Below are 20,613 nucleotides of genomic sequence, written 5' to 3' on the forward strand. Positions count from 1 at the left end.
CCGACGCCGTGCACGCATGACCACTCCAGGAAGCGAGGGGCTGCCTGACTGGAGTTCTGACGCCGAGCCACGTGTAACACGTAAACGCTCTCGATGAGACTGTGGCGACGGGGACCACGGCCGGGCATCGCGCACGGATGCCCGGCCGCAGCACCCGGGTCAGCCGTGGGAGTCCGCAGCCGAACGGGTCATGGTGAGGCAGGAGGGACCGTTCGGGCCGCCGACCCGGACGGAGTGGAAGAAGTCCTGGAACGTGTGGAAGAAATTGCCCTTGGCGCCGGCGCGGCTCCCGGCGGAGCAGCCGCCGTAGTTCGCCTCCGAGTAGAGGTGAACATTGGAAGTCGTACGGTTCCAGTCCGACTTGGCCCGGCCTGCCATGTTCAGGGCGGCGAGATCAGGCGTGTCCCTCTGGATCTCGACGATGTCGCCCGTGCCGTCGAGCCCGGAGAACAGGCAGTAGTAGTTGACCCGGCAGCGGTCATAGCCGTCGGCCGCCTGGGCCGGCACGCTCGTCAGCATGGTCAGCGCGGCGGCGGCAACGACCGGGAGCGCCAGTAAGTGAAGCTTCTTGCCCACGATGCCTCCATGGATGAAACTTTCTTTCTGATGACGGCTTGACCATACCTGGCCCGATCTTGCTGGGGAAGAGGCAACGGCCCGCCGACTCCGCCGATCGCCTCCACGTAGCTCGCTCATTCTCGTAAGTCGATTTACGTGTAACCGCGTAAATCCATTTACTATAATGAGCGTAAACCCAGTTGGAGTTGCTGCCGGAGGAGCCCATGGACAAGCCACCTCACATCATCGGGCGAGACCGGCAGTGGCGTGCCATGGAGCAGTTTCTGCTAGGGGGAGAGCGCAACGGCCCGCTACGGCTCGGTCTCGTGTCGGGCCGCCGCCGAACAGGCAAAACACAGCTCCTGACCGCCATCTCCGAGGCGCTCGGCGGCCTCTACATCGCCTGCGTCCAAGACGAGGGCGACCGTGCGGCCAGGCGCAGGTTCGCCTCCGCATTGGCTCGCCATGCCGGCATGGGCGAGACAGTGCGTGGGGAGCCGGAATCCTGGGAGCGCCTACTGCGTGCGGCCCTGGACACCGCCGCCCGCCTGGCTCCGCCAGGCTCCCCTGGCGTCGTTGTCATCGACGAGTTCCCGTACGTCATGAGCGACGCACCTCAACTACCATCGCTCATCCAGCATCTGTACGACGACTCCCAGCGCGGTCAAGCCCCAGGAGGCCGCCTGATCCTCTGCGGCTCCGCGCTGAGTGTGATGCACACGCTGCTGTCGGGCACGCAGCCGCTCAGAGGTCGGGCCATGATGGACATGCGTCTCAACGCGCTCGACTACCGCGAGTCCGCCCGGTTGTGGGGCATCGACGATCCGGAAACCGCTCTGCGCGTGCATGCCTGCGTCGGCGGCATCCCCGGCTACCGTCCTCTGATGACCGGCGGGCCGACGTCAGCCGACGACTTCGACGCCTGGGTCGTCGACAACCTCCTCGCGGTCGACGTCAGCGTGTTCACCCGCGCCGAGGTCGACTACCTCCTCCGCGAAGACCCACGGATCACCGCTCGTTCCCTTTACTACGACATCCTGAGCGCGGTCGCGCAGGGCGCCCACACCCCCGCCAAGATAGGAGCGGCAATCGGCCGCGACAGCAACGCGGTCCGCTACCCCATCAGCGTCCTCGAATCCGCCGGCTACCTCACCAGGGCCCAGGACCTCATCCGCAGTCGAAAGCCGACGCTCTCCGTCTGCGACCCGATCATCCGTTTCGACCGCCTCATCACCGCCCCCTACCTCGGCCAACTCGAACTGGGCCGGGCCGAGCAGGTATGGCACGCCGCCGCCCCGACCTTCCGATCCAACATCCTCGGACCTCACCTGGAAGAGCTTGCCCGCGACTGGGTCCACCGCTTCGCCCCGGACGAACTGGGCCGTCCGATCGGCTTCGGCGCGGTGGGCTTCGGCAGCATCCAGGACAACGCGGGACGTGCCAAGCATGACATCGACGTCATCGCCACCGAGAACACGCGCATCCACTTGATCGGCGAGGCCAAGGCCACCCTAGCCCGCCGAGGGCTGCCCGACCTTGAACGTCTGGACGGCATCCGCGATCTGCTCACTCGACAGGGGCACGACACGACCGACCTGGTCACTGTTGTCTTTTCGGCAACCGGCTTCACCCCGGACCTCGCGCGAACGGCCGCCTCCCGCGCCGACTTGGTCCTCGTCGACCTGCCACGCCTGTACGGCCTCAAATAAACACGATCGCCTCCCCCAGGGCTTGCAGGAGATGGCCCCTTTCCTGCCGCGCCGTCCCCTGACGACTCGGCGACATGATTGACGTAGCCGTCCTCGCCGGCGCCCTTGTGAGCTCCTTCCTGTTGCCGCTGGTCAATCAGGGGGAATGCAAGCAACCAACTCGACCTCGAACCCGTCCTCGTCCTCCAGGTACGCGGCGTAATGCCCCTCTCCACCGGCCCAGGGATGCCTGTCGGGGAACATCAGCGTCCAGCCGTGCGCAGGGGCCTGCTCCACCAGAGCGTCGAGCCGGGCACCCCCCTCCACGTGGAAGGCCAGGTGGTTCAGACCCGGGCGGCAGCGGTCGTGGCGGGTGGCGGTGAGGGCGGGCGACTGCTCCATGACCAGGTACGTGGCACCGAGCCGCCAACTGCGGCCACCGCTCCAGTCCTGGAAGAGGGCGTAGCCGAGGGACTCCAGCAGCCATTGCCAGCTCCCGATCGCCCGCCGCAGGTCGGGGACCCAGATCTCGACGTGGTGCAGCGTTCCCGTGGTGGGGTTGTCGTTCACCGCCGTGACCCTATGAGGTCCCGGCAGGATTCGGGGCTTCCCGGGCCGGCCCGTGCCGTCGTCATCCTCATGACCGGGTCCGGAGCCACGCGGGATCGGCCAGTGACCGCCCGAGAGCACCTGAAGAAGGCCGTGCGGCCGAATCCCGGCGGGTGGCGTCACCGAATTCGACGCGGTTTCATTTGGCTCGCCATATTAATTATTAATATGGCGCGCGAAATGGACAGCGAAATGTCGGGGCGCTATTCTGGCCTGGTTTCCACCGGCGAGGAAACGGCTGTCTCGAACCTTCGGATCAACAGAACTGGAGGACGTTCGGCTATCTCAGCCACGTGCTCTGGCGGCAGGTCTTCGGCTGGCTCCGGCGCAAACACCGCCGCACCACCTGGAGACAGCTCCGACGCCAATACTGCCGAGGAGGCTGGTGGCCGGCCACCAGCGAGGCGACGCTGTTCAACCCGGCGACGGTCAGCACCACTCGCTACCGCTACCGGGGAACCGCGATCCCCTCACCTTGGCCACTGATGGCATGATGAACCATCCCGGCAACGGGATCTGTGGGGAGAGACGGCCGGATCAGATGCTGAAGTAGCCCACCGCTCGCACGACTGCCGGGTGTCGGAACGCATATGTGTTGAAGCTTTCATAAAATCCGGTGCTGACACCGACTTGAGCCAGGCCTTGATCCGGACCACCTTAACGTCGGAAGGCGCGGCCATCGCGGTTCGGAAAGGAACGGCCGGTCACCTTCCAGGTCACCAGCTCGCGGCTTTCCTGCGCGCGTCTGCTGCGATCGTTGCGTGGCATCGGCGAGTTGGATGCCGACGGCAGCCGGGTGCAGCGCTGCTGGACCGAGCCGGTGCTGAGCGCGCTGAGCGCGCTGACCGACGCCCAGGCGGCGGAAGATGTCGGCCACGCCGTCGGAGTTGAAGTCCGGCGTGGCCGATCCCTCATCGCGGCTTAGCGCGGGTTCTTCGCGTGGGTGAGGGTCTCCCAGGCCAGGAAGCGCGAGGCACCGACCGGGCGCTTCTGCTTCACCCACTTCTTGGCATGGGGCATGTCGTATCCGAAACGCTGGTGCAGCGCGTTGTAGCCGACTTCGAGGTTCGGCCCGAGGCCGGGGGTGACCTTTCCGCCGCACAGCCACGATGGCACCGTCGCACCCAGTTGCAGGCGAGCGTGGAAGTCCATCGCGAATCGCAGCCGGTGCTTGGCCGTGGCGTACAGGTCCACGCCCTGGTGGCGGGCCGTCTCTGCGACGTGGGAGATGGCCGCGAGCCCCCATCCGGTGTGCCCGAAGTCACGGCAGGTTTCCTGGGTAAGGCCGTTCACGAACTTGGTCTGCCCGTGCCAGTATTCGATGATCTCGGCTTTGGTGTCGTGCTTGCTGTTCGGTGGCGCCTTGGGCAGCGAGCCGTCCGTCTTGAGATAGATGTAGGCGGGCAGCCTGCCGCGCCAGGTCGTGACCGCTTGGTTGAAGGAGGCGCGGTCGTCCAGGTGCACGGCGATGCCGATGGCGGCATCGGTCATGATCAGTTCCCAGTTGCCTTGGTTGTTGGGCCTTCCGGCGATCACGGTCGGGAGGTACACGGTGCGCAGCTTGCCGGCGAACCGGGCGGCCTGGGTCCAGCCGGTGTAGGTGTGCTTGATGAGTTCGGCGGCGCGGGAGAAGTTGGCGCCCGCGAAGCCGGTCTGCAGCGGCGCGTTGCTCCCGGTGTGTTGGGTGATCACGGCTGACCAGGCGTCCATGATCTGGATCGCCTTCTTGGCGTAGCGGGAGTCCTTGGTGAGGTACCACCGCAGGGCGTGTGTGTAGGCCGCATTGGCGTCCTCACGCTCGTCCGAGCAGCCGTGGTCGGGGTTCCCGTACATACCGCACTCCACGACGGCGCGGGGCTTGGCCGTGTAGGACAGCGAGGCGTACGAACTCTTTTGCAGGGCGTTCCAGGCAGACTTCCACGGTTCGTTGCCGAGGTTGGCTCTGACGAAGTCGAGCTGAGCGCGGCTGACCAGGACGCCGGGATGCTTGAACGCGGCCGCCTGCGCGGGCTGCGGGGCGGATAAGGCGGCGGTCACGAGCATGGTGGCGGCGAAAGGGCGAGCGAGACGCAAGGGTTTCCTTCCAAGCGCGGACGTCCATTCAGCCAGCCGCCGATTCAGCTGTCAACGTTTCGCGCTGTGGACATCGGCCGCTATACCGCCGCATACCGTACCCACGGTTGGACACCCCGCCGGGCAATCGTGGAGGCCTAACGTGCTCAGCCGACAGCGACGGTGACGGTGCCGAAGACGATGCGGTGATCCGAGCAGGATCCCGCGGGGTAGCTCTCGGTGGCTGGTATCCCCGTACAGGTTGTGACGATGCTGAGCTGAGGGAGGCCCCCACGTAGGGGCCGGCGATCCGGTCCTGGCGCACGAAGATCATGTCGATCTTCGCCTGGGATTGAACGGGGTCATACGGCGGGGCCGGTGACGGTGTCCCCGTCGAAGAAGCGATCCAGAAAAGCACCCCCGCCTCGCACAATTAGCAGGCGGGGTTTCCGCTGGTCAATGCCTATTTCAGGAGCTGCCGGGCCATGACCATGCGCTGGATCTGATTCGTGCCCTCGTAGATCTGGGTGATCTTGGCGTCGCGCATCATGCGTTCCACCGGGAAGTCCCTCGTGTACCCGTACCCGCCCAGCAACTGCACCGCGTCCGTCGTGATCTCCATTGCCGCGTCCGACGCCGCGCACTTCGCCGCGCTCGACAGGAACGTCAGGTCCTTCTGCGGCTCGCCGTGCATCGCGCGTTCCGACTTCGCCGCCGCGTGGTACGTGAGCTGCCGGGCCGCCTCCAGTTTCATGGCCATGTCGGCGAGCATGAACTGCACCCCCTGGAAGTCGCCGATCGGGCGGCCGAACTGCTTGCGTTCCTTCACGTAGCCGATCGCGAAGTCCAGGGCGCCCTGAGCGATGCCCAAGGCCTGGGCGGCGATGGTGATGCGGGTGTGGTCCAGGGTCGCCAGGGCCGTCTTGAAGCCGGTGCCCGGGGCGCCGATCATGCGGCTCGCGGGGATCCGGACGTTGTCCAGGATGACCTGGCGGGTCGGGGAGCCCTTGATGCCGAGCTTCTTCTCCTTGGGGCCGAAGGAGACGCCCTCGTCCGACTTCTCCACGACGAAGGCGGAGATGCCGCGGGCGCCTGCCGACGGGTCCGTGACGGCCATCACCGTGTAGTACTCGGAGACGCCGGCATTGGTGATCCACATCTTGGTGCCGTTGAGGACGTACGAGTCGCCGTCCGCCACCGCCCTGGTCTTCATCGCGGCCGCGTCCGAGCCGGCCTCCGGCTCCGACAGCGCGTACGAGAACATGGCCTCCCCCCTGGCCACCGGCGCCAGGTAGCGGGACTTCAGCTCCTCCGAGGCCGACAGGAGGAGTGGGACCGTGCCGAGCTTGTTGACGGCGGGGATCAGGGAGGACGACGCGCAGGCGCGGGCCACCTCCTCGATGACGATCACCGTCGCCAGCGCGTCCGCCCCCGCGCCCTCGTACTGCTCAGGGATGTGTACGGCGTGCAGATCCGCCGCCACCAGCGCCTTGTAGACGTCCCAGGAGAACTCCTCGTTCTCGTCGGCCTCCGCGGCGTGCGGGGCGATCTTCTCGTCTGCCAGGGCCCGAACCGTCTCCCTGAGCATGTCGTGCTCTTCGGCGGTCGCGTAAAGAGGGAAGCTCATGCATCGAATACTAGGACGTCCGAACATCTTGCTACCAGTCGGTACGGTTTGCGAAGAGGTGCAGGTGGCACGTAGGAGGTAGCGAAAGGCCGGTAGCATGCCTGCGCGATCGAAAGGAGCTCTCTCGTGCCATATCGCCTCACGGTGATCGGGACCGGATACCTGGGTATCACGCATGCCGCATGCATGGCGGATCTCGGATTCGACGTCCTGGGCCTCGACATCGATGCCGACAAGATTCGCCGGCTGAACGCCGGTGAGCTCCCGATCCACGAGCCCGGCCTTGAGCCGGTGCTCCGCCGCGGGCTCGAGTCCGGCCGCCTCCGCTTCACCACCTCGTACGAGGAGATCGCCGAATTCGGCGACGTGCACTTCGTCTGCGTGGGCACGCCGCAAAAACGCGGCGAGTACGCTGCGGACGTCTCCTACATGGACGCCGCCGTCGAGTCGCTCGCGCCGCTCCTCGACCGCGAATGCCTGGTCGTCGGCAAGTCCACCGTGCCCGTCGGCACCGCCGAGCGGCTCGCGGACAAGCTCGCCCGCCTGGCCCCGGCCGGGGTCGAGGCCGAGCTGGCCTGGAACCCGGAGTTCCTGCGGGAGGGGTTCGCCGTCGAGGACACGCTCAAGCCGGATCGGATCGTGCTCGGCGTGCGCAGTGAGCGGGCCGAGAAGGTGCTGCGTGAGGTCTACGAGCCGCTGGGCGACATTCCGTTCGTGGTGACCGATTTCGCCACGTCCGAGCTGGTCAAGACGGCCGCCAACGCCTTCCTCGCCACCAAGATCTCCTTCATCAACGCCATGGCGGAGGTCTGCGAGGCCGCCCATGCCGACGTCAGGCAGCTGTCCGAGGCGCTGTCGTACGACGACCGGATCGGCGGGCGGTACCTGAGTGCCGGGCTCGGGTTCGGCGGCGGCTGCCTGCCCAAGGACATCCGGGCGTTCATGGCGCGGGCCGGCGAGCTGGGGGCGGACCAGGCCCTGACGTTCCTGCGCGAGGTGGACGCCATCAACATGCGGCGGCGGGCCCGCATGGTGGACATGGCCAGGGCGCTGGCCGGCGGGTCCTTCCACGGGTGCACGGTGGGCGTGCTGGGGGCGGCCTTCAAGCCGAACTCGGACGACATTCGCGACTCCCCCGCCCTCGACGTCGCCGTGACGATCGGCCACCAGGGCGGACAGGTCACCGTGTACGACCCCATCGCGCTCGACAACGCTCGCAAGGCGCATCCCGAGCTGAACTACGGCGAGTCGGCCGTCGAGGCGGTGCGTGGGGCGCATGTGGTGTTGCTGCTCACGGAGTGGCAGGAGTTCGTGGAGCTCGATCCGGAGGAGCTGGGTGCGGTCGTCGCCACCCGGCGCATCGTGGACGGGCGCAATGCGCTGGACGCGGAGATCTGGCGGTCAGCCGGATGGCACTACCGCGCTCTGGGGCGGCCGTAGAGCGCGCTCATGCCCCGAGGTGGCGCACCCACTGGGTGAACAGCGGGCGGTAGCCGCAACGGGACCAGAACGGGGTCGACAGCGGGTTCGGCAGGGCGTGGTGGAGCGTGATCGCCGTCACGCCCTGCCCCGCCGCGTGGCCGTGAGCCGCCGCCGTGAGCATCGCGCCGACGCCGCGCCCCCGGGCGGACGGCTCCACGTACATGACGCTCAGGTACGCCGCCGGCGCCGCGTTCACGGAGCCGGCGATCCACCCGGAGCGGTCGGGCGGCTGCACGACGACGCAGCCCACCGCCTCGCCGTCCGGCGCGGCCAGCCAGCACCACTCCGTGGGCAGCACCTCCGTGGCCAGATACTCGCGGATGCGGGACGGGGTCGACGGGCGGAACGTCACCCAGCCGAACTGCGCGTCGTACGCCACCAGCCGGTCGTACAGCCGGGCCATCGTCTCGAGGTCGGCCGCGGTGGCCCGGCGGAGGCCCCGAGCGGCGGCGGCCCTGGCGGGAAACCGGTGGACGGCCTGCACCACCACGGGGGCGAAGTTGCGGACGGCCAGGGCACGCACCGGCGTCGTGTCCCGGCTCGGCCAGGACACCGTGAGCGCCTGGTCGGGCTCGTCGAGGCGCAGACCGGCCACCCACCGGTCCACCAGCGCGCCCAGCGCGGCCTCCGGGTCAGGGCCGCTCACGCGAGCCTGGAGCCGGTGCAGGACCAGCGGGGACCAGGCGGCCCGCATGCTGCCGGGGTCGACCCTCTCCACGGACGCCCTGCCCACGGCGTCGCGGACCTCGATCACGTCACCTGCACCGGGCAGCACGTCCTGGCCTCTGACCAGCGGATCGGCGGCCCGGACGCGGGCGGCGTGCGCCCTGATCACGGCGTCCATCCCGGCACAGTAGTGGTCGGGGACGCCCGCGAAAAGGGCCCCCACGTAGCGGGCTCCGTCAGAGCTCGGCGGCCTCGGCGCGCAGGCGCTCGCCCTTGGCGTACGCCTGCTCCTTGAGCCGCCCCTGGAACTCCTCCATGCGGGCACGGAGCCCGGCGTCGGAGGCGGCCAGGATGCGTACGGCCAGCAGCCCCGCGTTCCGCGCCCCGCCGACCGCCACCGTGGCCACCGGGACCCCGGCCGGCATCTGGACGATCGACAACAACGAGTCCATGCCGTCGAGGTATTTCAGCGGCACCGGCACCCCGATCACCGGCAGCGGCGTGACCGAGGCGAGCATGCCGGGCAGGTGCGCGGCCCCGCCGGCGCCGGCGATGATCACTTGGAGGCCACGTGAGGCGGCCTGGCGGCCGTACTCGATCATCTCTGTCGGCATCCGGTGCGCGGACACGACGTCGGCCTCGAACGGCACCCCGAACTCAGCGACGGCCTCCGCCGCGGCCTTCATGACCGGCCAGTCGGAATCACTGCCCATGACAATGCCGATCTTCACGCTGTCTCCTTCGTCGGCAGCGTGAAGATCAAGATGCCGCGCCTGTTGATTCGTTCGCTTCGCTCTCTCACGTGTACTCCCCGGTCATCAGGTAGACGGCGGCGTGGCGGGCGCGGGCGCGTACTTCGTCCAGGTTGGAGCCGAGGGCCGTCACGTGGCCGATCTTGCGCCCAGGACGCACCTGCTTGCCGTAGAAGTGCAGCTTGATGCCGGGGTCGTGGGCCAGCACGTGCTCATAGCGCTTGAACAGATCCGGGTCGTCGCCGCCGAGCAGGTTGGCCATGACGACGACCTGGGCGGTCATCGTGGGCGAGCCGAGCGGCAGGTCGAGCACGGCCCGCAGGTGCTGCTCGAACTGCGACGTGCGCGAGCCCTCGATCGTCCAGTGGCCGCTGTTGTGCGGGCGCATGGCCAGCTCGTTGACCACCAGGCCGCGCGCCGTCTGGAACATCTCCACCGCCAGCAGCCCGGTCACCCCCAGCTCGTGGGCGATCTTCAGGCCGATGTGCTGGGCCGCGGCGGCGTCCTCCCGGTCGAGGCCGGGGGCGGGCGCGAGCACCTCCACGCAGATGCCGTCGCGCTGCACGGTCTCCACGACCGGGTAGCTGACGCCCTGCCCGTGCGGCGAGCGGGCCACCAGCACCGCGAGCTCCCGCTCGAACGGCACGAACGCCTCTGCCATCAGCTCGGCCCCGGACGCGAACGCCTCCTCGGCCTGCGCGGTGTCCTCGCACACCCACACGCCGCGGCCGTCGTAGCCGCCGCGCACCGCCTTCAGCACCACGGGCCAGCCGTGCTCCTCGGCGAAGCCCGGCACGTCCGCCGCCGACGAGAGCCGCGACCAGGCCGGGCACGGAACGCCGATCGCGGTCAGCCGCTCGCGCATGACCGCCTTGTCCTGCGCGTGGACGAGCGCGTCGGCGCCCGGGTGGACGGAGTGGCCGGCGCCGGCCAGGGCTCTGATGTGCTCGGTCGGGACGTGCTCGTGGTCAAACGTGATCGCGTCGCACCCCTGGGCGAAATCGCGGAGATCGCCCAGATCGCGGTAGTCTCCGATGCGCGTGTCGACGATCACCCGCGCGGCGCTCTCGTCAGGGGCGCCCGCCAGCACCCGCAGCTCGACGCCGAGCGCGATGGCGGGCTGCTGCGACATCCTGGCCAGCTGGCCTGCGCCGACGATGCCGACGACGGGACCGATGGGGCGGTATGAACTCACGCCAGGTGAGCTTACCGGGACGCAACGACAACTCTTCCATGGAGGGCTGGGCGGCCGTTCCGGGTCGCCTTGCGAAGCACGACCGCCCAGCGACCTGCATGGCAGGGTAATCCCCGCCTTTCGTAAACGCGTCGTATAAGACGATATTTCTAAAGCTGTCTTTACGGGGTAAGTTCATCCGTCTGACACCGGTCCTGCATCACGGCCGGTACGCTGGGATGACCGAGCTCGACAACGGAAGGGACCGAGCAGAGACGTGGACTTCACCAAACGCCTCTACGAGCGGTTCGCCTCCCTTGTCCATGAGCTGGCCAAGTTCGGCAGCATCGGGGCCGTCGCCTTCGTCATCGACCTCGGGTTGCTCAACCTGTGCAACGTCGTGCTGGACTGGGGGCCGCTGACGTCCAAGGTCGTGGCGACGACGATCTCGACGACCTTCGCCTATGCCGGCAACCGTTACTGGACCTTCCGGCACCGCGAGCAGAGCGGGCTCGGACGTGAATACTTCCTGTTCTTCCTGCTCAACGGCATCGCACTGCTGTTCGGCATGCTGACGATCGGCTTCACCACCTACACGCTCGGCCTCGAGGACCCGCTCAGCTTCAACATCGCCAACATCATCGGCGTCGGGCTGGGGACGCTCTTCCGCTACTGGTCGTACAAGAGATGGGTGTTCCTGGAGGCCACCGAGCCGATCCCGGTGGAGCTGCCCGAGACCGGGGTCACGCAGGACCGCTGACCACCCGGTTCCTCCCGCCGTCATCCTCCGCCGGGCGCAGGAAGATGGCGAACGTCGCGGGGCGGCGGCGTACGAGTTCCAGTCGGCCGCCGTCGGCTGCGGCCAGCGCGCGGGCGAGCGTCAGGCCGAGGCCGGTGCCCCCGCCGCCGCTGACGTTCCGCTCGAAGATCTTGGGGGCGATCTCGTCGGCGATGCCCGGGCCCTCGTCGGCCACCTCGATGACCACGTAGTTGTCGCCGCTGGTGGTGGTGACGGTGACGGCGCCGCCGCCGTGTCGCAGGGAGTTCTCCAGCAGGGACGCGATGACCTGGCCGAAGCCGCCGGTGGTGGCCATCGCCTTCAGGCCGCGGGAGCCGTCCAGCCGCAGGGTGCGGTGCGCGTCCCTGAAGACCGGCTCCCACTCCCTGACCTGCTGAATCAGCACCTCGTCGATCGCGACCGGCTCCGCCTGGGCGTGGCGCTGGCGGCGGGCCGCTGCCAGCAGCTCGTCGATCACGGCGGTCAGCCGCTCGGCCTGGACGATCGCGGCCTCGCCCTCCTCGCGTACGACCTCCGGATGGTCGGAGGCGGCGACGATCTCCTCCAGGCGCATGGTGAGGCCGGTCAGCGGCGTGCGGAGCTGGTGTGAGGCGTCGGTGGCGAACTCGCGTTCGCGGGTGAGCAGGTCGGAGATGCGGGTGGCACTGCGGTCGAGCACCTGGGCGACACGGTCGAGCTCGGGGATGCCGTAGCGGTGTTTGCTCGGCCGGGCGTCGCCGGAGCCGAGCCGGTCGGCGATCTTGGCCAGGTCCTGCAGGGGCAGCGTCAGCCGGCGGGACTGCACGACCGCCAGGCTCACGGCCACCGCGAGGGCGGCGACGGCCAGGGCGACGATGAGCAGCAGGCGGGCCCGTACATCCTGCTCGACCCTGTCTCGGTCACGACTTATCAGCACATAGACGCCGGTGTTGGTCTGGGCCTCCTCCGTCATCAGGTGACCGGACGCCGGAGGGCTGCCGACGACGGTCACTCTGAGAGGGGTTCCGCGTTCCCAGATCCGGACGTACCTGCCCGGGTATTTTTGCTCCAGTTGCTGGGGGTCGAGCGGCGTCTCCTGGACGCGGGCATACTCGACCTCTCCCACGAGGCGTTTCGCCTCCGCCCCGAGCTCCTGAGCCGCCTCGTCGACGATCAGGCGGCTCACCACGACGCCCAGGGGGACCCCCAGCAACAGGACCGCGATCACCGCGACGACCAAGGTGGAGGTGAGCAGTCGACGGCGCATCCGCCTACTCGCGTTCGAACCGGAAGCCGACTCCCCGGACGGTCGTGATGTAACGGGGCTTGGCGGCGTCGTCGCCGAGCTTGCGGCGTAGCCAGGAGATGTGCATGTCGAGCGTCTTGGTGGAACCCCACCAGTTGGTGTCCCACACCTCGCGCATGATCTGCTCGCGGGTGACCACCTTGCCGGCGTCGCGTACGAGCACGCGCAGCAGGTCGAATTCCTTTGTCGTCAGATGCAGCTCCTTTTCTCCCATCCAGGCGCGCCGGGAGTCCGCGTCGATGCGGACGCCCTGGACGACCGGGGTCTCGGAGGTGCCGCGGCGCAGCAGCGCGCGCACCCGGGCCAGCAGCTCGGCCAGCCGGAATGGTTTCGTCACGTAGTCGTCGGCGCCGGCGTCGAGGCCGACGACCGTGTCCACCTCGTCGACGCGGGCGGTGAGTATGAGGACCGGGGTCCCGTGCCCTTCGGCTCGGATCCGGCGGGCCACTTCCAGGCCGTCCATTTCAGGAAGGCCGAGATCAAGAACAATGAGATCGATGCCGCCCGACAGTGCCCTTTCCAGGGCCTGCGGGCCGTCAGGGCTCACCTCGACCTGATAGCCCTCGCGGCGCAGCGCACGCGCGAGTGGCTCGGAGATCGAGGTGTCGTCCTCGGCGAGAAGTACGCAGGTCATGAAGCGATCGTAGGACCTTAGGGGATCGTTTCCCGGGCACAGCGCGCGGTTTGACTCGTCGTTGACCTATCCATTGACCTGGGCAAACACGACTAAAATACGGTTGGTCGTGATTAAATTACCGCGGTATTCCTGAAGAGATCATTGACCGGTCATGCCCGGCGCCAGGATTCTCAATCCTGCCGGAGAAAGCCGGTCATCGACCCGGCGATCCGGTCGAGATGTGTCGCGTCCGGCAAATGGTACGGGCCGTCGAAGATGATCATGCGGGCGCGCCCAGGCGATCCCGGCGCGGTCACCGGCTTTCCGGGACGGTCTCATCGAAGAACGTCTCACGCTCTGTGCCGAATGACCTTTTCGTGGCCTCCGGCGACACCGATGCTCGTTCGGGACTTCTACGGAAAAGGGAAGACAATCATGACCACGACTACCGACGAGTTCGCCGGCCGCCTGTTCCAGGCGGCGCTCGGCACCATCGAGGTGCTCTCCGTGCACATCGGCGACCGGCTGGGCTGGTATCGGGCGCTGGCCGCGCACGGCCCGGCCAGTGCCGAGGAGCTGACCGCGCGGGCGGGCGGCCACGAGCGTTATGCCAGGGAGTGGCTGGAGCAGCAGGCCGCGGCCGGGATCCTGGAGGTGGCCGCGGACGGCCGCTTCGTGCTGCCGAAGGGCGCGGCCGAGGTCCTGACGAACGAGTCCAGCCTGGCCTACCTCGCCCCGCTGGCGCGCATGCTGGCGGGCGCCGCGGTGCAGCTGCCCGCCCTGCTGGACGCCTACCGAGGCGGTGGCGGGGTCGGCTGGGAGACGTTCGGGGCGGACGTGCGGGAATCGCAGGCCGACATGAACCGGCCCTGGTTCGAGCACGCGCTGCCCGGCGCCCTCGCCGGCGTGCCCGCGCTCGACGCCGTGCTCCGCCGTCCCGGCGCCCGCATCGCCGACGTCGGTTGCGGGGCGGGATGGTCGTCCATCGCGCTGGCCAGGGCGTACCCGGAAGCACGGGTGGAGGGCGTCGACCTCGACGGGCCGTCCGTCGTGCTGGCCGAGCGCAATGCGGCCGCCTCCGGCCTCGGCGACCGCCTCTCCTTCCACCGCGGCGACGCCGCGCTGCTCGGCGACGGCCGGTACGACGCCGTCTTCGCCTTCGAGTGCGTGCACGACATGGCGCGGCCGGTGGACACGCTGGCGGCGGCGCGCAACGCGATCATGCCCGGCGGAGCCGTCGTCATCATGGACGAGGCCGTGGGTGAGACGTTCACGGCGCCCGCGGACGACCTCGAGCGCCTGATGTACGGTTTCAGCCTGCTCATCTGCCTGCCGGACGGGATGAGCGACCGGCCGTCCGCGGCGACCGGCACCGTGATGCGCCCGGACACGCTGCGCCGGTACGCCAGGGAGGCCGGCTTCCGGGACATCGAGGTCCTGCCGATCGAGGAGTTCGGCTTCTGGCGCTTCTACCGGCTGATCCCGTGATCCCTGCCGGCAGCTAGGTTTGGATCCGCTCCTGACCGGCGTAGACATTGCAGCGCTCACCGCGCAGAAAGCCCACCAGCGTCATGCCGAAGTCCCTGGCCACGTCCACGGCCAGCGACGACGGCGCCGACACCGCGCACACCGCCGGGATGCCCGCGGCCAGCGCCTTCTGCATGATCTCGTAGCTGGTCCGGCCGCTGACCATGAGCACGTGCTCGGCCAGCGGCAGCCGCTCCGCCAGCGCGGCCCAGCCGACCAGCTTGTCCACCGCGTTGTGGCGCCCGACGTCCTCGCGCAGGCCTGCCATCCTGCCGGTGGCCGAGAACAGGCCCGCGGCGTGCAGCCCGCCGGTCTTGCCGAACACGCCCTGGGCCTGGCGCAGGGCGTCCGGCAGCCCGTACAGGATCTCGGGGGTGAGCCGCAGCGTCCCCTGCGGGATCGGCGCGCAGCGGTCGCGTAGCGCGTCGAGGCTCGCGGAGCCGCAGACGCCGCACGCGCTGGAGGTGAGGAAGTGCCGGTCCAGCGCGGGAAGGTCGGGGATGGGAACGCGCAGGCGTACGGTGACCGTGTTGTAGCGGGCCTCCGGCGGGAGGTCCTCGTCGGTGCAGTAGGCGATCGCCGCGATCTCGCCGGGCCGCACCAGCCCTTCGCCGTGCAGGAACCCGGCGGCCAGCTCGAAGTCGTGGCCCGGCGTGCGCATGGTGATGGCCACGGTCTTGCGGGCACCGTCCGGCGCGGTGAGCCGGATCTCCAGCGGCTCCTCGGTGGCCAGGTCGTCGCGGCGGTCCGTGGTGACGGAGCCGGTGATCTCCCGGATCCGCATGCGGGTGGTGGGGCCCGGCCGCGTCCTCATAGCGGCCCCACCGTGACGAAGGCGTTGTCGCCGAACGGGCGCCAAGAGGCCCGGCGGCGCGAATCCAGACGCTGGCTCATCTCTCCATCTTCCTCCGCTGCCAAAATAGGAGGATGCCCGACTCCCGCTACTCCGACCTCGACCGTCCGCCTCTCTCCGCGGCGGCGCTCACCCGGGCCCTGGTCCACCCCGGCGGCCTGTGGACCGGCGTCACCGTCGTCGACAGCACCGGCTCGACCAACGCCGACCTCGCCGAGGCCGCCCGCGAGGGCGCCCCGGAGGGCACGGTGCTGGTGGCGGAGTCGCAGCTCGCAGGCCGCGGCAGGCTGGGCCGCGCCTGGACGGCGCCGCCCCGCTCGGGGCTGACGTTCTCGATCCTGCTCAGGCCGCGGATCCCGGTCGCCGCGATGGGCTGGCTGGCCCTCATGTACGGCGTCGCCGCCGCCTCGGCCGTACGCCGCCTGGCCGAGGTGGACGTGCGCCTGAAATGGCCCAACGACCTGCTGATCGGCGAGCGCAAGCTGGCCGGCGTGCTGGCCGAGCGGTCCGACGACGCGGTCGTCATCGGCATGGGGCTGAACGTGTCGCTCAGGCCGGAGGAGCTGCCGATCGAGGCGGCCACGTCGCTGGCCATCGAGAAGGCGGCGTGCACGGACCGGGATCCGCTGCTCAGGGCCGTCCTCAGGGAGGTCGAGAGGCACTACCTGGACTGGACGGAGGCGGGCGGCGACCCCGAGGCGTCCGGGCTGCGCTCGGCCTACCTGGCGGCGAGCGCCACGATCGGCCGCCTGGTCAGGCTGGAGCTGCCCAGCGGAGAGGTGCTGATCGGGCAGGCGACGGGCGTCGACGAGTTCGGGCACCTCCAGGTGGCGGGCGAGGACAAGCAGTACACACTGAGCGCGGGCGACGTGGTGCACGTCCGGATCGCGGGCTGAGCGGGTTGGGTCGTCCGCGTAGCCGCCGGGCGGCGATGGTGGCACGATTTGGGCCATGACCCTTCCCGACCACCATCTGACGCAGGGTGAGCGCCGCGTCCGGTCCTTCCATCCGCACTGGAAGCGGCTCATCGGGCCGTTCGTCGCGCTCGTCCTCATCGCCGCGGCCTCGGGCGCGGCGCTGTGGTTCATGCCGGAGTGGGAGTTCGCCTCCTACTCCAGGATCGCCGTCGTCGTGATCGCCCTCATCCTGCTGACGATCTGGTCGTTCGTGCCCTACCTGCGGTGGAAGAACACCGGCTACGTGCTCACCACCCACCGGTTCACGATCAGCCAGGGCGTGCTCAACAAGTCGACCGACGAGATCCCGATCGCCAAGGTCAACACCGTCAGCTCCGACCAGACGTTCGCCGAGCGCCTGCTCGGCTGCGGCACGCTGACCGTCGAGTCGGCGGGGGACCGGGGCGAGATCGTGCTGCGTGACATCCCCAGGATCCAGGATGTCCGCACCGACCTGTTCAGGCTGGTCGAGGACGTCTCGGACGGCGAGATCGACGGCCGTTGAGCGAGAGCGCGCGGGGCCGGCCGACCGCCGAGGACATCGAGCGGCTGCTCCTCGGCCTGCCGCCGCGCTACACACGCGAGCAGGTCTCGTCCCGCAGCGGCGTCTCACCGGACCTGGCCGCGCGCATCTGGCGGGCGCTCGGGTTCGCCCAGCGCGCCGACGACGCCGTGGCGTTCACCGACGCCGACGTCGCCGCCCTGCGCCGGGTCCGCAGCATGCTCCACGGCGGCCTGCTCGACGAGGAGACGGTCGTCCGCATGGCCCGCGCGCTCGGCCAGACCATGGCCAGGCTGGCGCAGTGGCAGGCGGAGATCATGACGAGCGCGATGTTGCCGCCGGAGCCCGGCGACGAGGACCTGGCCAAGATGCTCGACACCGCGCAGGGCATGCTGCCGGACTTCGAGCACGTGCTGATCCACGTCTGGCGGGCGCAGCTCGCCGCGGCCGGCACCCGGCTGCTGGCCCTGGCCGACCTCAACGACGAGCCCGTGCCGACCCGGGTGCCGATGGCGGTGGGCTTCGCGGATCTGGTGGCGTTCACGCGGCGCGCCCGTGAGCTGGACGAGCGGGAGTTGGCCGCGCTGGTGGAGGGGTTCGAGTCGCGCGCCTCCGACGTGGCGGCCACGCACGGCGCCCGGCTGGTCAAGACGCTGGGCGACGAGGTGCTGTTCACCGCGCCGACCGCGGCGCAGGCGGCGGCGATCGCGCTCGACCTGGTCGACGCGGATGAGCTGCGCATCGGCATGGCGTACGGCCCGGTGGTGCCCATGATGGGCGACGTGTTCGGCACCACCGTCAACCTGGCCGCCAGGCTCACCGCCATCGCCCGCCCCGGCACCGTCCTGGTGGACGCGGAGCTGGCCGGCGGACTGGACGGCTACGAGCTCCGCAAGCTCAGACGCCGCCCGGCAAGGGGCCTCGGCGTGGTGCAGCCCTATGTCTTGCGGAGATCAACCCTCTGACCCAAGATGGCTGCCATGCCGTACGAAGTGCAGGGCGTCGTCGCCCGAGGTAAGGGCCAGGAAGTTTCGCTCGAGACGGTGATCGTCCCGGATCCCGGTCCGGGTGAGGCCGTCGTCAACGTGCAGGCCTGCGGGGTCTGCCACACCGACCTGCACTACCGGGAGGGCGGGATCAACGACGACTTCCCGTTCCTGCTCGGTCACGAGGCGGCGGGCGTCGTCGAGGCGGTCGGTCCCGGGGTCACCGAGGTCGAGCCGGGCGACTTCGTGATCCTCAACTGGCGGGCCGTGTGCGGCCAGTGCCGGGCCTGCCTGCGCGGCCGCCCCTGGTACTGCTTCAGCACGCACAACGCGGCGCAGAAGATGACGCTCAAGGACGGCACCGTGTTGTCGCCCGCGCTGGGCATCGGCGCGTTCCTGGAGAAGACGCTGGTCGCCGCGGGGCAGTGCACCAAGGTCTCCGCCGAGGCCCCCGCCCAGGTCGCGGGCCTGCTGGGCTGCGGCGTGATGGCCGGGATCGGCGCGGCGATCAACACCGGCGGGGTGGCGCGCGGCGACAGCGTGGCCGTGATCGGCTGCGGCGGCGTCGGTGACGCGGCGATCCTGGGCGCCTCGCTGGCAGGCGCCGCGACGATCATCGCGGTGGACGTGGACGATCGCAAGCTGGAGTGGGCCCGCGGCTTCGGCGCCACGCACACGGTCAACTCGCGCGAGAGCGACCCCGTCGAGGCCATCCGCGACCTGACCGGCGGCTTCGGCGCGGACGTGGTCATCGAGGCGGTGGGCCGGCCGGAGACGTACACCCAGGCGTTCTACGCCCGCGACCTGGCCGGCACGGTCGTCCTGGTCGGCGTGCCGACGCCGGAGATGAAGCTGGAGCTGCCGCTCCTGGAGGTGTTCGGCCGCGGCGGGTCGCTGAAGTCGAGCTGGTACGGCGACTGCCTGCCGTCGCGCGACTTCCCCATGCTGATCGACCTGTTCCTGCAGAACCGGCTGCCGCTGGACAAGTTCGTCAGCGAGACGATCTCGGTCGGCCAGGTCGAGGAGGCGTTCGCGAAGATGCACCGCGGTGAGGTGCTGCGCTCGGTGGTGACGTTCTAGATGATCGACCGCGTCATCACCTCGGGCACGTTCTCGCTGGACGGCGGCACCTGGGACGTCGACAACAACGTCTGGCTGATCGGCGACGCCCGCGAGGTCGTCGTCATCGACGCCGCCCACGACGCCGCCGCGATCGCCGAGCGGGTCGGCGGGCGGGCGGTCAAGGCCATCGTGTGCACGCACGCGCACAACGACCACATCAACGCCGCGCGAGAGCTCGCCGAGCGCACCGGCGCGCCGATCCGGCTGCACCCCGCCGACCAGGTGTTGTGGGAGCAGGAGTACGGCGACGCGGTGGCGTACGAGCCGCTGACGGACGGCGAGCGCATCGAGGTCGGCGGCTGCGCGCTGGAGATCCTGCACACTCCCGGCCACGCCCCCGGCGCGGTCTGCGTGTACGGGCGCGAGCTCGGCGTGCTGTTCAGCGGCGACACGCTGTTCAAGGGCGGCCCGGGGGCGACCGGCCGCTCGTACTCGTCGTTCGACACGATCATCGAGTCGATCAGGAAACGGCTGCTGACCCTGCCCTCGGAGACGGTCGTGCACACGGGCCACGGCGACTCGACCTCGATCGGCGCCGAGGCCCCTCACCTGGAGGAATGGATCGCCAGAGGGCACTGACACTGAGGGATACGTCACTGTGGCCGGCCCAAAGTAGGCAAGCCTTACCAAAGTGGGCTATCTTAGGTGTGCCTAACCTATGGTCCACCTTGCGCGAGAGGCCGTCCTGGATGTATGTGTGCATATGTCGTGCTGTGACCGAAAATGAGGTCCACGACTGCATCGCCTCCGGGGCGAAGAGTGTGAAGCAGATTCGCGACACCACCGGGGCTGGTGGGGACTGTGCCCGATGTGTACGGAAGATCTGTGCGATCCTGAAAAGGTCTGAAGAACTGACGACCGCATAGCCGGGATAGCAGCAAGGGGCCCGTTCACATGCAGGGCGACAAGCAGATCATCGAGTTGCTCAACGAACAACTGACCGCCGAGCTCACCGCGATCAACCAGTATTTCCTGCACGCCAAAATGCAGGAGAACTGGGGATACACGAAGCTCGCGGAGCACACCCGCGAAGAGTCGATCGACGAGATGCGTCACGCCGAGCGCCTCACCGATCGCATCCTCTTTTTGGAGGGGTTGCCCAACTACCAGCGGCTGGGCACCCTGCACATCGGTCAGACGGTCGAAGAGCAACTCAGGGCCGACCTCGAGGTGGAGTTGTCGGTGGTGCAGCGGCTGCGCCCGGCGATCCAGCTCATGCGCGAGAAGGGTGACGTCACCTCGGCCCGTATCTTCGAGGACATCCTCGCGGACGAGGAAGTCCACATCGACTACCTGGAGACCGAGCTGGGGCTGATCGACAGCCTCGGCCTGCAGCTCTATCTGGCCCGCTACGCCGAGCCGCCGTCCGCCGACGACTGA

Annotated in this window: 22 protein-coding genes; 12 read left to right on the plus strand and 10 right to left on the minus strand. The window is 69.1% G+C overall.

Features of this window, described 5'->3' with window-relative positions:
• Nucleotides 1–159 precede the first annotated feature (159 nt).
• Nucleotides 160–576 carry a peptidase inhibitor family I36 protein gene (locus ACIBX3_RS03880; protein ID WP_397112772.1) on the minus strand — a complete coding sequence of 139 codons (417 nt, stop codon included), beginning with the start codon at nt 574–576 and terminating at the stop codon, nt 160–162.
• A gap of 206 nt (nt 577–782) precedes the next feature.
• On the opposite strand from ACIBX3_RS03880, the gene ACIBX3_RS03885 reads away from it, so the two are divergent.
• A complete protein-coding gene (locus ACIBX3_RS03885; protein WP_397112774.1) occupies nt 783–2,267 on the plus strand; it encodes an ATP-binding protein in 1,485 nt (494 codons plus the stop codon).
• Nucleotides 2,268–2,399: 132 nt separating this feature from the next.
• Here the strand turns inward: ACIBX3_RS03885 and ACIBX3_RS03890 are convergent, their stop codons facing one another.
• Nucleotides 2,400–2,816 (minus strand): VOC family protein, encoded by a 417-nt coding sequence (locus ACIBX3_RS03890; protein WP_397112776.1) that lies wholly within the window; start codon nt 2,814–2,816, stop codon nt 2,400–2,402.
• Between the two features lie 796 nt (nt 2,817–3,612).
• Here ACIBX3_RS03890 and ACIBX3_RS03895 point away from each other — a divergent pair.
• Complete coding sequence (locus ACIBX3_RS03895; protein WP_397112778.1) at nt 3,613–3,780, plus strand: hypothetical protein; 168 nt, start codon at nt 3,613–3,615, stop codon at nt 3,778–3,780.
• Here the strand turns inward: ACIBX3_RS03895 and ACIBX3_RS03900 are convergent.
• On the minus strand, nt 3,777–4,928 hold the full coding sequence (locus ACIBX3_RS03900; RefSeq protein WP_397112780.1) for an alginate lyase family protein: 1,152 nt from the start codon (nt 4,926–4,928) through the stop codon (nt 3,777–3,779). The genes ACIBX3_RS03895 and ACIBX3_RS03900 overlap by 4 nt on opposite strands.
• Nucleotides 4,929–5,370: 442 nt before the next feature.
• The gene (locus ACIBX3_RS03905; RefSeq protein ID WP_397112782.1) at nt 5,371–6,534 is read right to left on the minus strand and encodes an acyl-CoA dehydrogenase family protein; all 1,164 of its coding nucleotides are present in this window, start codon (nt 6,532–6,534) and stop codon (nt 5,371–5,373) included.
• 126 nt (nt 6,535–6,660) lie between these two features.
• Between ACIBX3_RS03905 and ACIBX3_RS03910 the strand changes: the two genes are divergently transcribed.
• The gene (locus ACIBX3_RS03910; RefSeq protein WP_397112784.1) at nt 6,661–7,974 is read left to right on the plus strand and encodes a UDP-glucose dehydrogenase family protein; all 1,314 of its coding nucleotides are present in this window, start codon (nt 6,661–6,663) and stop codon (nt 7,972–7,974) included.
• A 7-nt stretch (nt 7,975–7,981) separates the two neighbouring features.
• Here the strand turns inward: ACIBX3_RS03910 and ACIBX3_RS03915 are convergent, their stop codons facing one another.
• The 3 genes from ACIBX3_RS03915 to ACIBX3_RS03925 all read right to left on the minus strand — a co-directional run bounded on the left by ACIBX3_RS03915 (nt 7,982) and on the right by ACIBX3_RS03925 (nt 10,629).
• Complete coding sequence (locus tag ACIBX3_RS03915) at nt 7,982–8,905, minus strand: GNAT family N-acetyltransferase (protein ID WP_397112786.1); 924 nt, start codon at nt 8,903–8,905, stop codon at nt 7,982–7,984.
• Nucleotides 8,906–8,918: 13 nt separating this feature from the next.
• Nucleotides 8,919–9,413, minus strand: a complete 495-nt coding sequence (gene purE / locus ACIBX3_RS03920; protein ID WP_397112788.1) for a 5-(carboxyamino)imidazole ribonucleotide mutase — start codon at nt 9,411–9,413, stop codon at nt 8,919–8,921.
• A gap of 67 nt (nt 9,414–9,480) precedes the next feature.
• The gene (locus tag ACIBX3_RS03925; protein ID WP_397112790.1) at nt 9,481–10,629 is read right to left on the minus strand and encodes a 5-(carboxyamino)imidazole ribonucleotide synthase; all 1,149 of its coding nucleotides are present in this window, start codon (nt 10,627–10,629) and stop codon (nt 9,481–9,483) included.
• Nucleotides 10,630–10,885: 256 nt separating this feature from the next.
• On the opposite strand from ACIBX3_RS03925, the gene ACIBX3_RS03930 reads away from it, so the two are divergent.
• Entirely contained in the window at nt 10,886–11,368 is a 483-nt protein-coding gene (locus ACIBX3_RS03930; RefSeq protein WP_397112792.1) for a GtrA family protein, read from the plus strand.
• On the opposite strand, the gene ACIBX3_RS03935 is transcribed toward ACIBX3_RS03930, so the two are convergent.
• Both ACIBX3_RS03935 and ACIBX3_RS03940 read right to left on the minus strand, forming a co-directional pair.
• Complete coding sequence (locus tag ACIBX3_RS03935) at nt 11,352–12,632, minus strand: ATP-binding protein (RefSeq protein ID WP_397112794.1); 1,281 nt, start codon at nt 12,630–12,632, stop codon at nt 11,352–11,354. The two genes, ACIBX3_RS03930 and ACIBX3_RS03935, sit on opposite strands and share 17 nt — an antisense overlap.
• Nucleotides 12,633–12,636: 4 nt before the next feature.
• A complete protein-coding gene (locus tag ACIBX3_RS03940) occupies nt 12,637–13,305 on the minus strand; it encodes a response regulator transcription factor (protein ID WP_043620820.1) in 669 nt (222 codons plus the stop codon).
• Nucleotides 13,306–13,722: 417 nt separating this feature from the next.
• On the opposite strand from ACIBX3_RS03940, the gene ACIBX3_RS03945 reads away from it, so the two are divergent.
• Complete coding sequence (locus ACIBX3_RS03945; protein WP_397112796.1) at nt 13,723–14,775, plus strand: class I SAM-dependent methyltransferase; 1,053 nt, start codon at nt 13,723–13,725, stop codon at nt 14,773–14,775.
• 13 nt (nt 14,776–14,788) lie between these two features.
• On the opposite strand, the gene fdhD is transcribed toward ACIBX3_RS03945, so the two are convergent.
• Complete coding sequence (fdhD, locus tag ACIBX3_RS03950; RefSeq protein WP_397112798.1) at nt 14,789–15,628, minus strand: formate dehydrogenase accessory sulfurtransferase FdhD; 840 nt, start codon at nt 15,626–15,628, stop codon at nt 14,789–14,791.
• A gap of 113 nt (nt 15,629–15,741) precedes the next feature.
• On the opposite strand from fdhD, the gene ACIBX3_RS03955 reads away from it, so the two are divergent.
• The 7 genes from ACIBX3_RS03955 to bfr all read left to right on the plus strand — a co-directional run bounded on the left by ACIBX3_RS03955 (nt 15,742) and on the right by bfr (nt 20,613).
• Nucleotides 15,742–16,563 (plus strand): biotin--[acetyl-CoA-carboxylase] ligase, encoded by an 822-nt coding sequence (locus tag ACIBX3_RS03955; protein WP_397112800.1) that lies wholly within the window; start codon nt 15,742–15,744, stop codon nt 16,561–16,563.
• Nucleotides 16,564–16,618: 55 nt separating this feature from the next.
• Nucleotides 16,619–17,128 carry a PH domain-containing protein gene (locus ACIBX3_RS03960; RefSeq protein ID WP_397112802.1) on the plus strand — a complete coding sequence of 170 codons (510 nt, stop codon included), beginning with the start codon at nt 16,619–16,621 and terminating at the stop codon, nt 17,126–17,128.
• Nucleotides 17,125–18,090: an adenylate cyclase regulatory domain-containing protein gene (locus ACIBX3_RS03965; RefSeq protein ID WP_397112804.1), complete on the plus strand. Its 966-nt coding sequence runs from the start codon at nt 17,125–17,127 to the stop codon at nt 18,088–18,090. The genes ACIBX3_RS03960 and ACIBX3_RS03965 overlap by 4 nt, the downstream gene beginning before the upstream one ends.
• Before the next feature lie 15 nt (nt 18,091–18,105).
• The gene (locus ACIBX3_RS03970) at nt 18,106–19,191 is read left to right on the plus strand and encodes an S-(hydroxymethyl)mycothiol dehydrogenase (protein ID WP_397112806.1); all 1,086 of its coding nucleotides are present in this window, start codon (nt 18,106–18,108) and stop codon (nt 19,189–19,191) included.
• Nucleotides 19,192–19,812: an MBL fold metallo-hydrolase gene (locus ACIBX3_RS03975; RefSeq protein ID WP_397112808.1), complete on the plus strand. Its 621-nt coding sequence runs from the start codon at nt 19,192–19,194 to the stop codon at nt 19,810–19,812.
• A 110-nt stretch (nt 19,813–19,922) separates the two neighbouring features.
• The gene (locus ACIBX3_RS03980; protein WP_397113389.1) at nt 19,923–20,099 is read left to right on the plus strand and encodes a bacterioferritin-associated ferredoxin; all 177 of its coding nucleotides are present in this window, start codon (nt 19,923–19,925) and stop codon (nt 20,097–20,099) included.
• Between the two features lie 28 nt (nt 20,100–20,127).
• Nucleotides 20,128–20,613, plus strand: a complete 486-nt coding sequence (bfr, locus tag ACIBX3_RS03985) for a bacterioferritin (protein ID WP_397112810.1) — start codon at nt 20,128–20,130, stop codon at nt 20,611–20,613.

This window comes from Nonomuraea sp. NPDC049480, assembly GCF_044465905.1.
In the GTDB taxonomy this organism is placed as follows: domain Bacteria; phylum Actinomycetota; class Actinomycetes; order Streptosporangiales; family Streptosporangiaceae; genus Nonomuraea.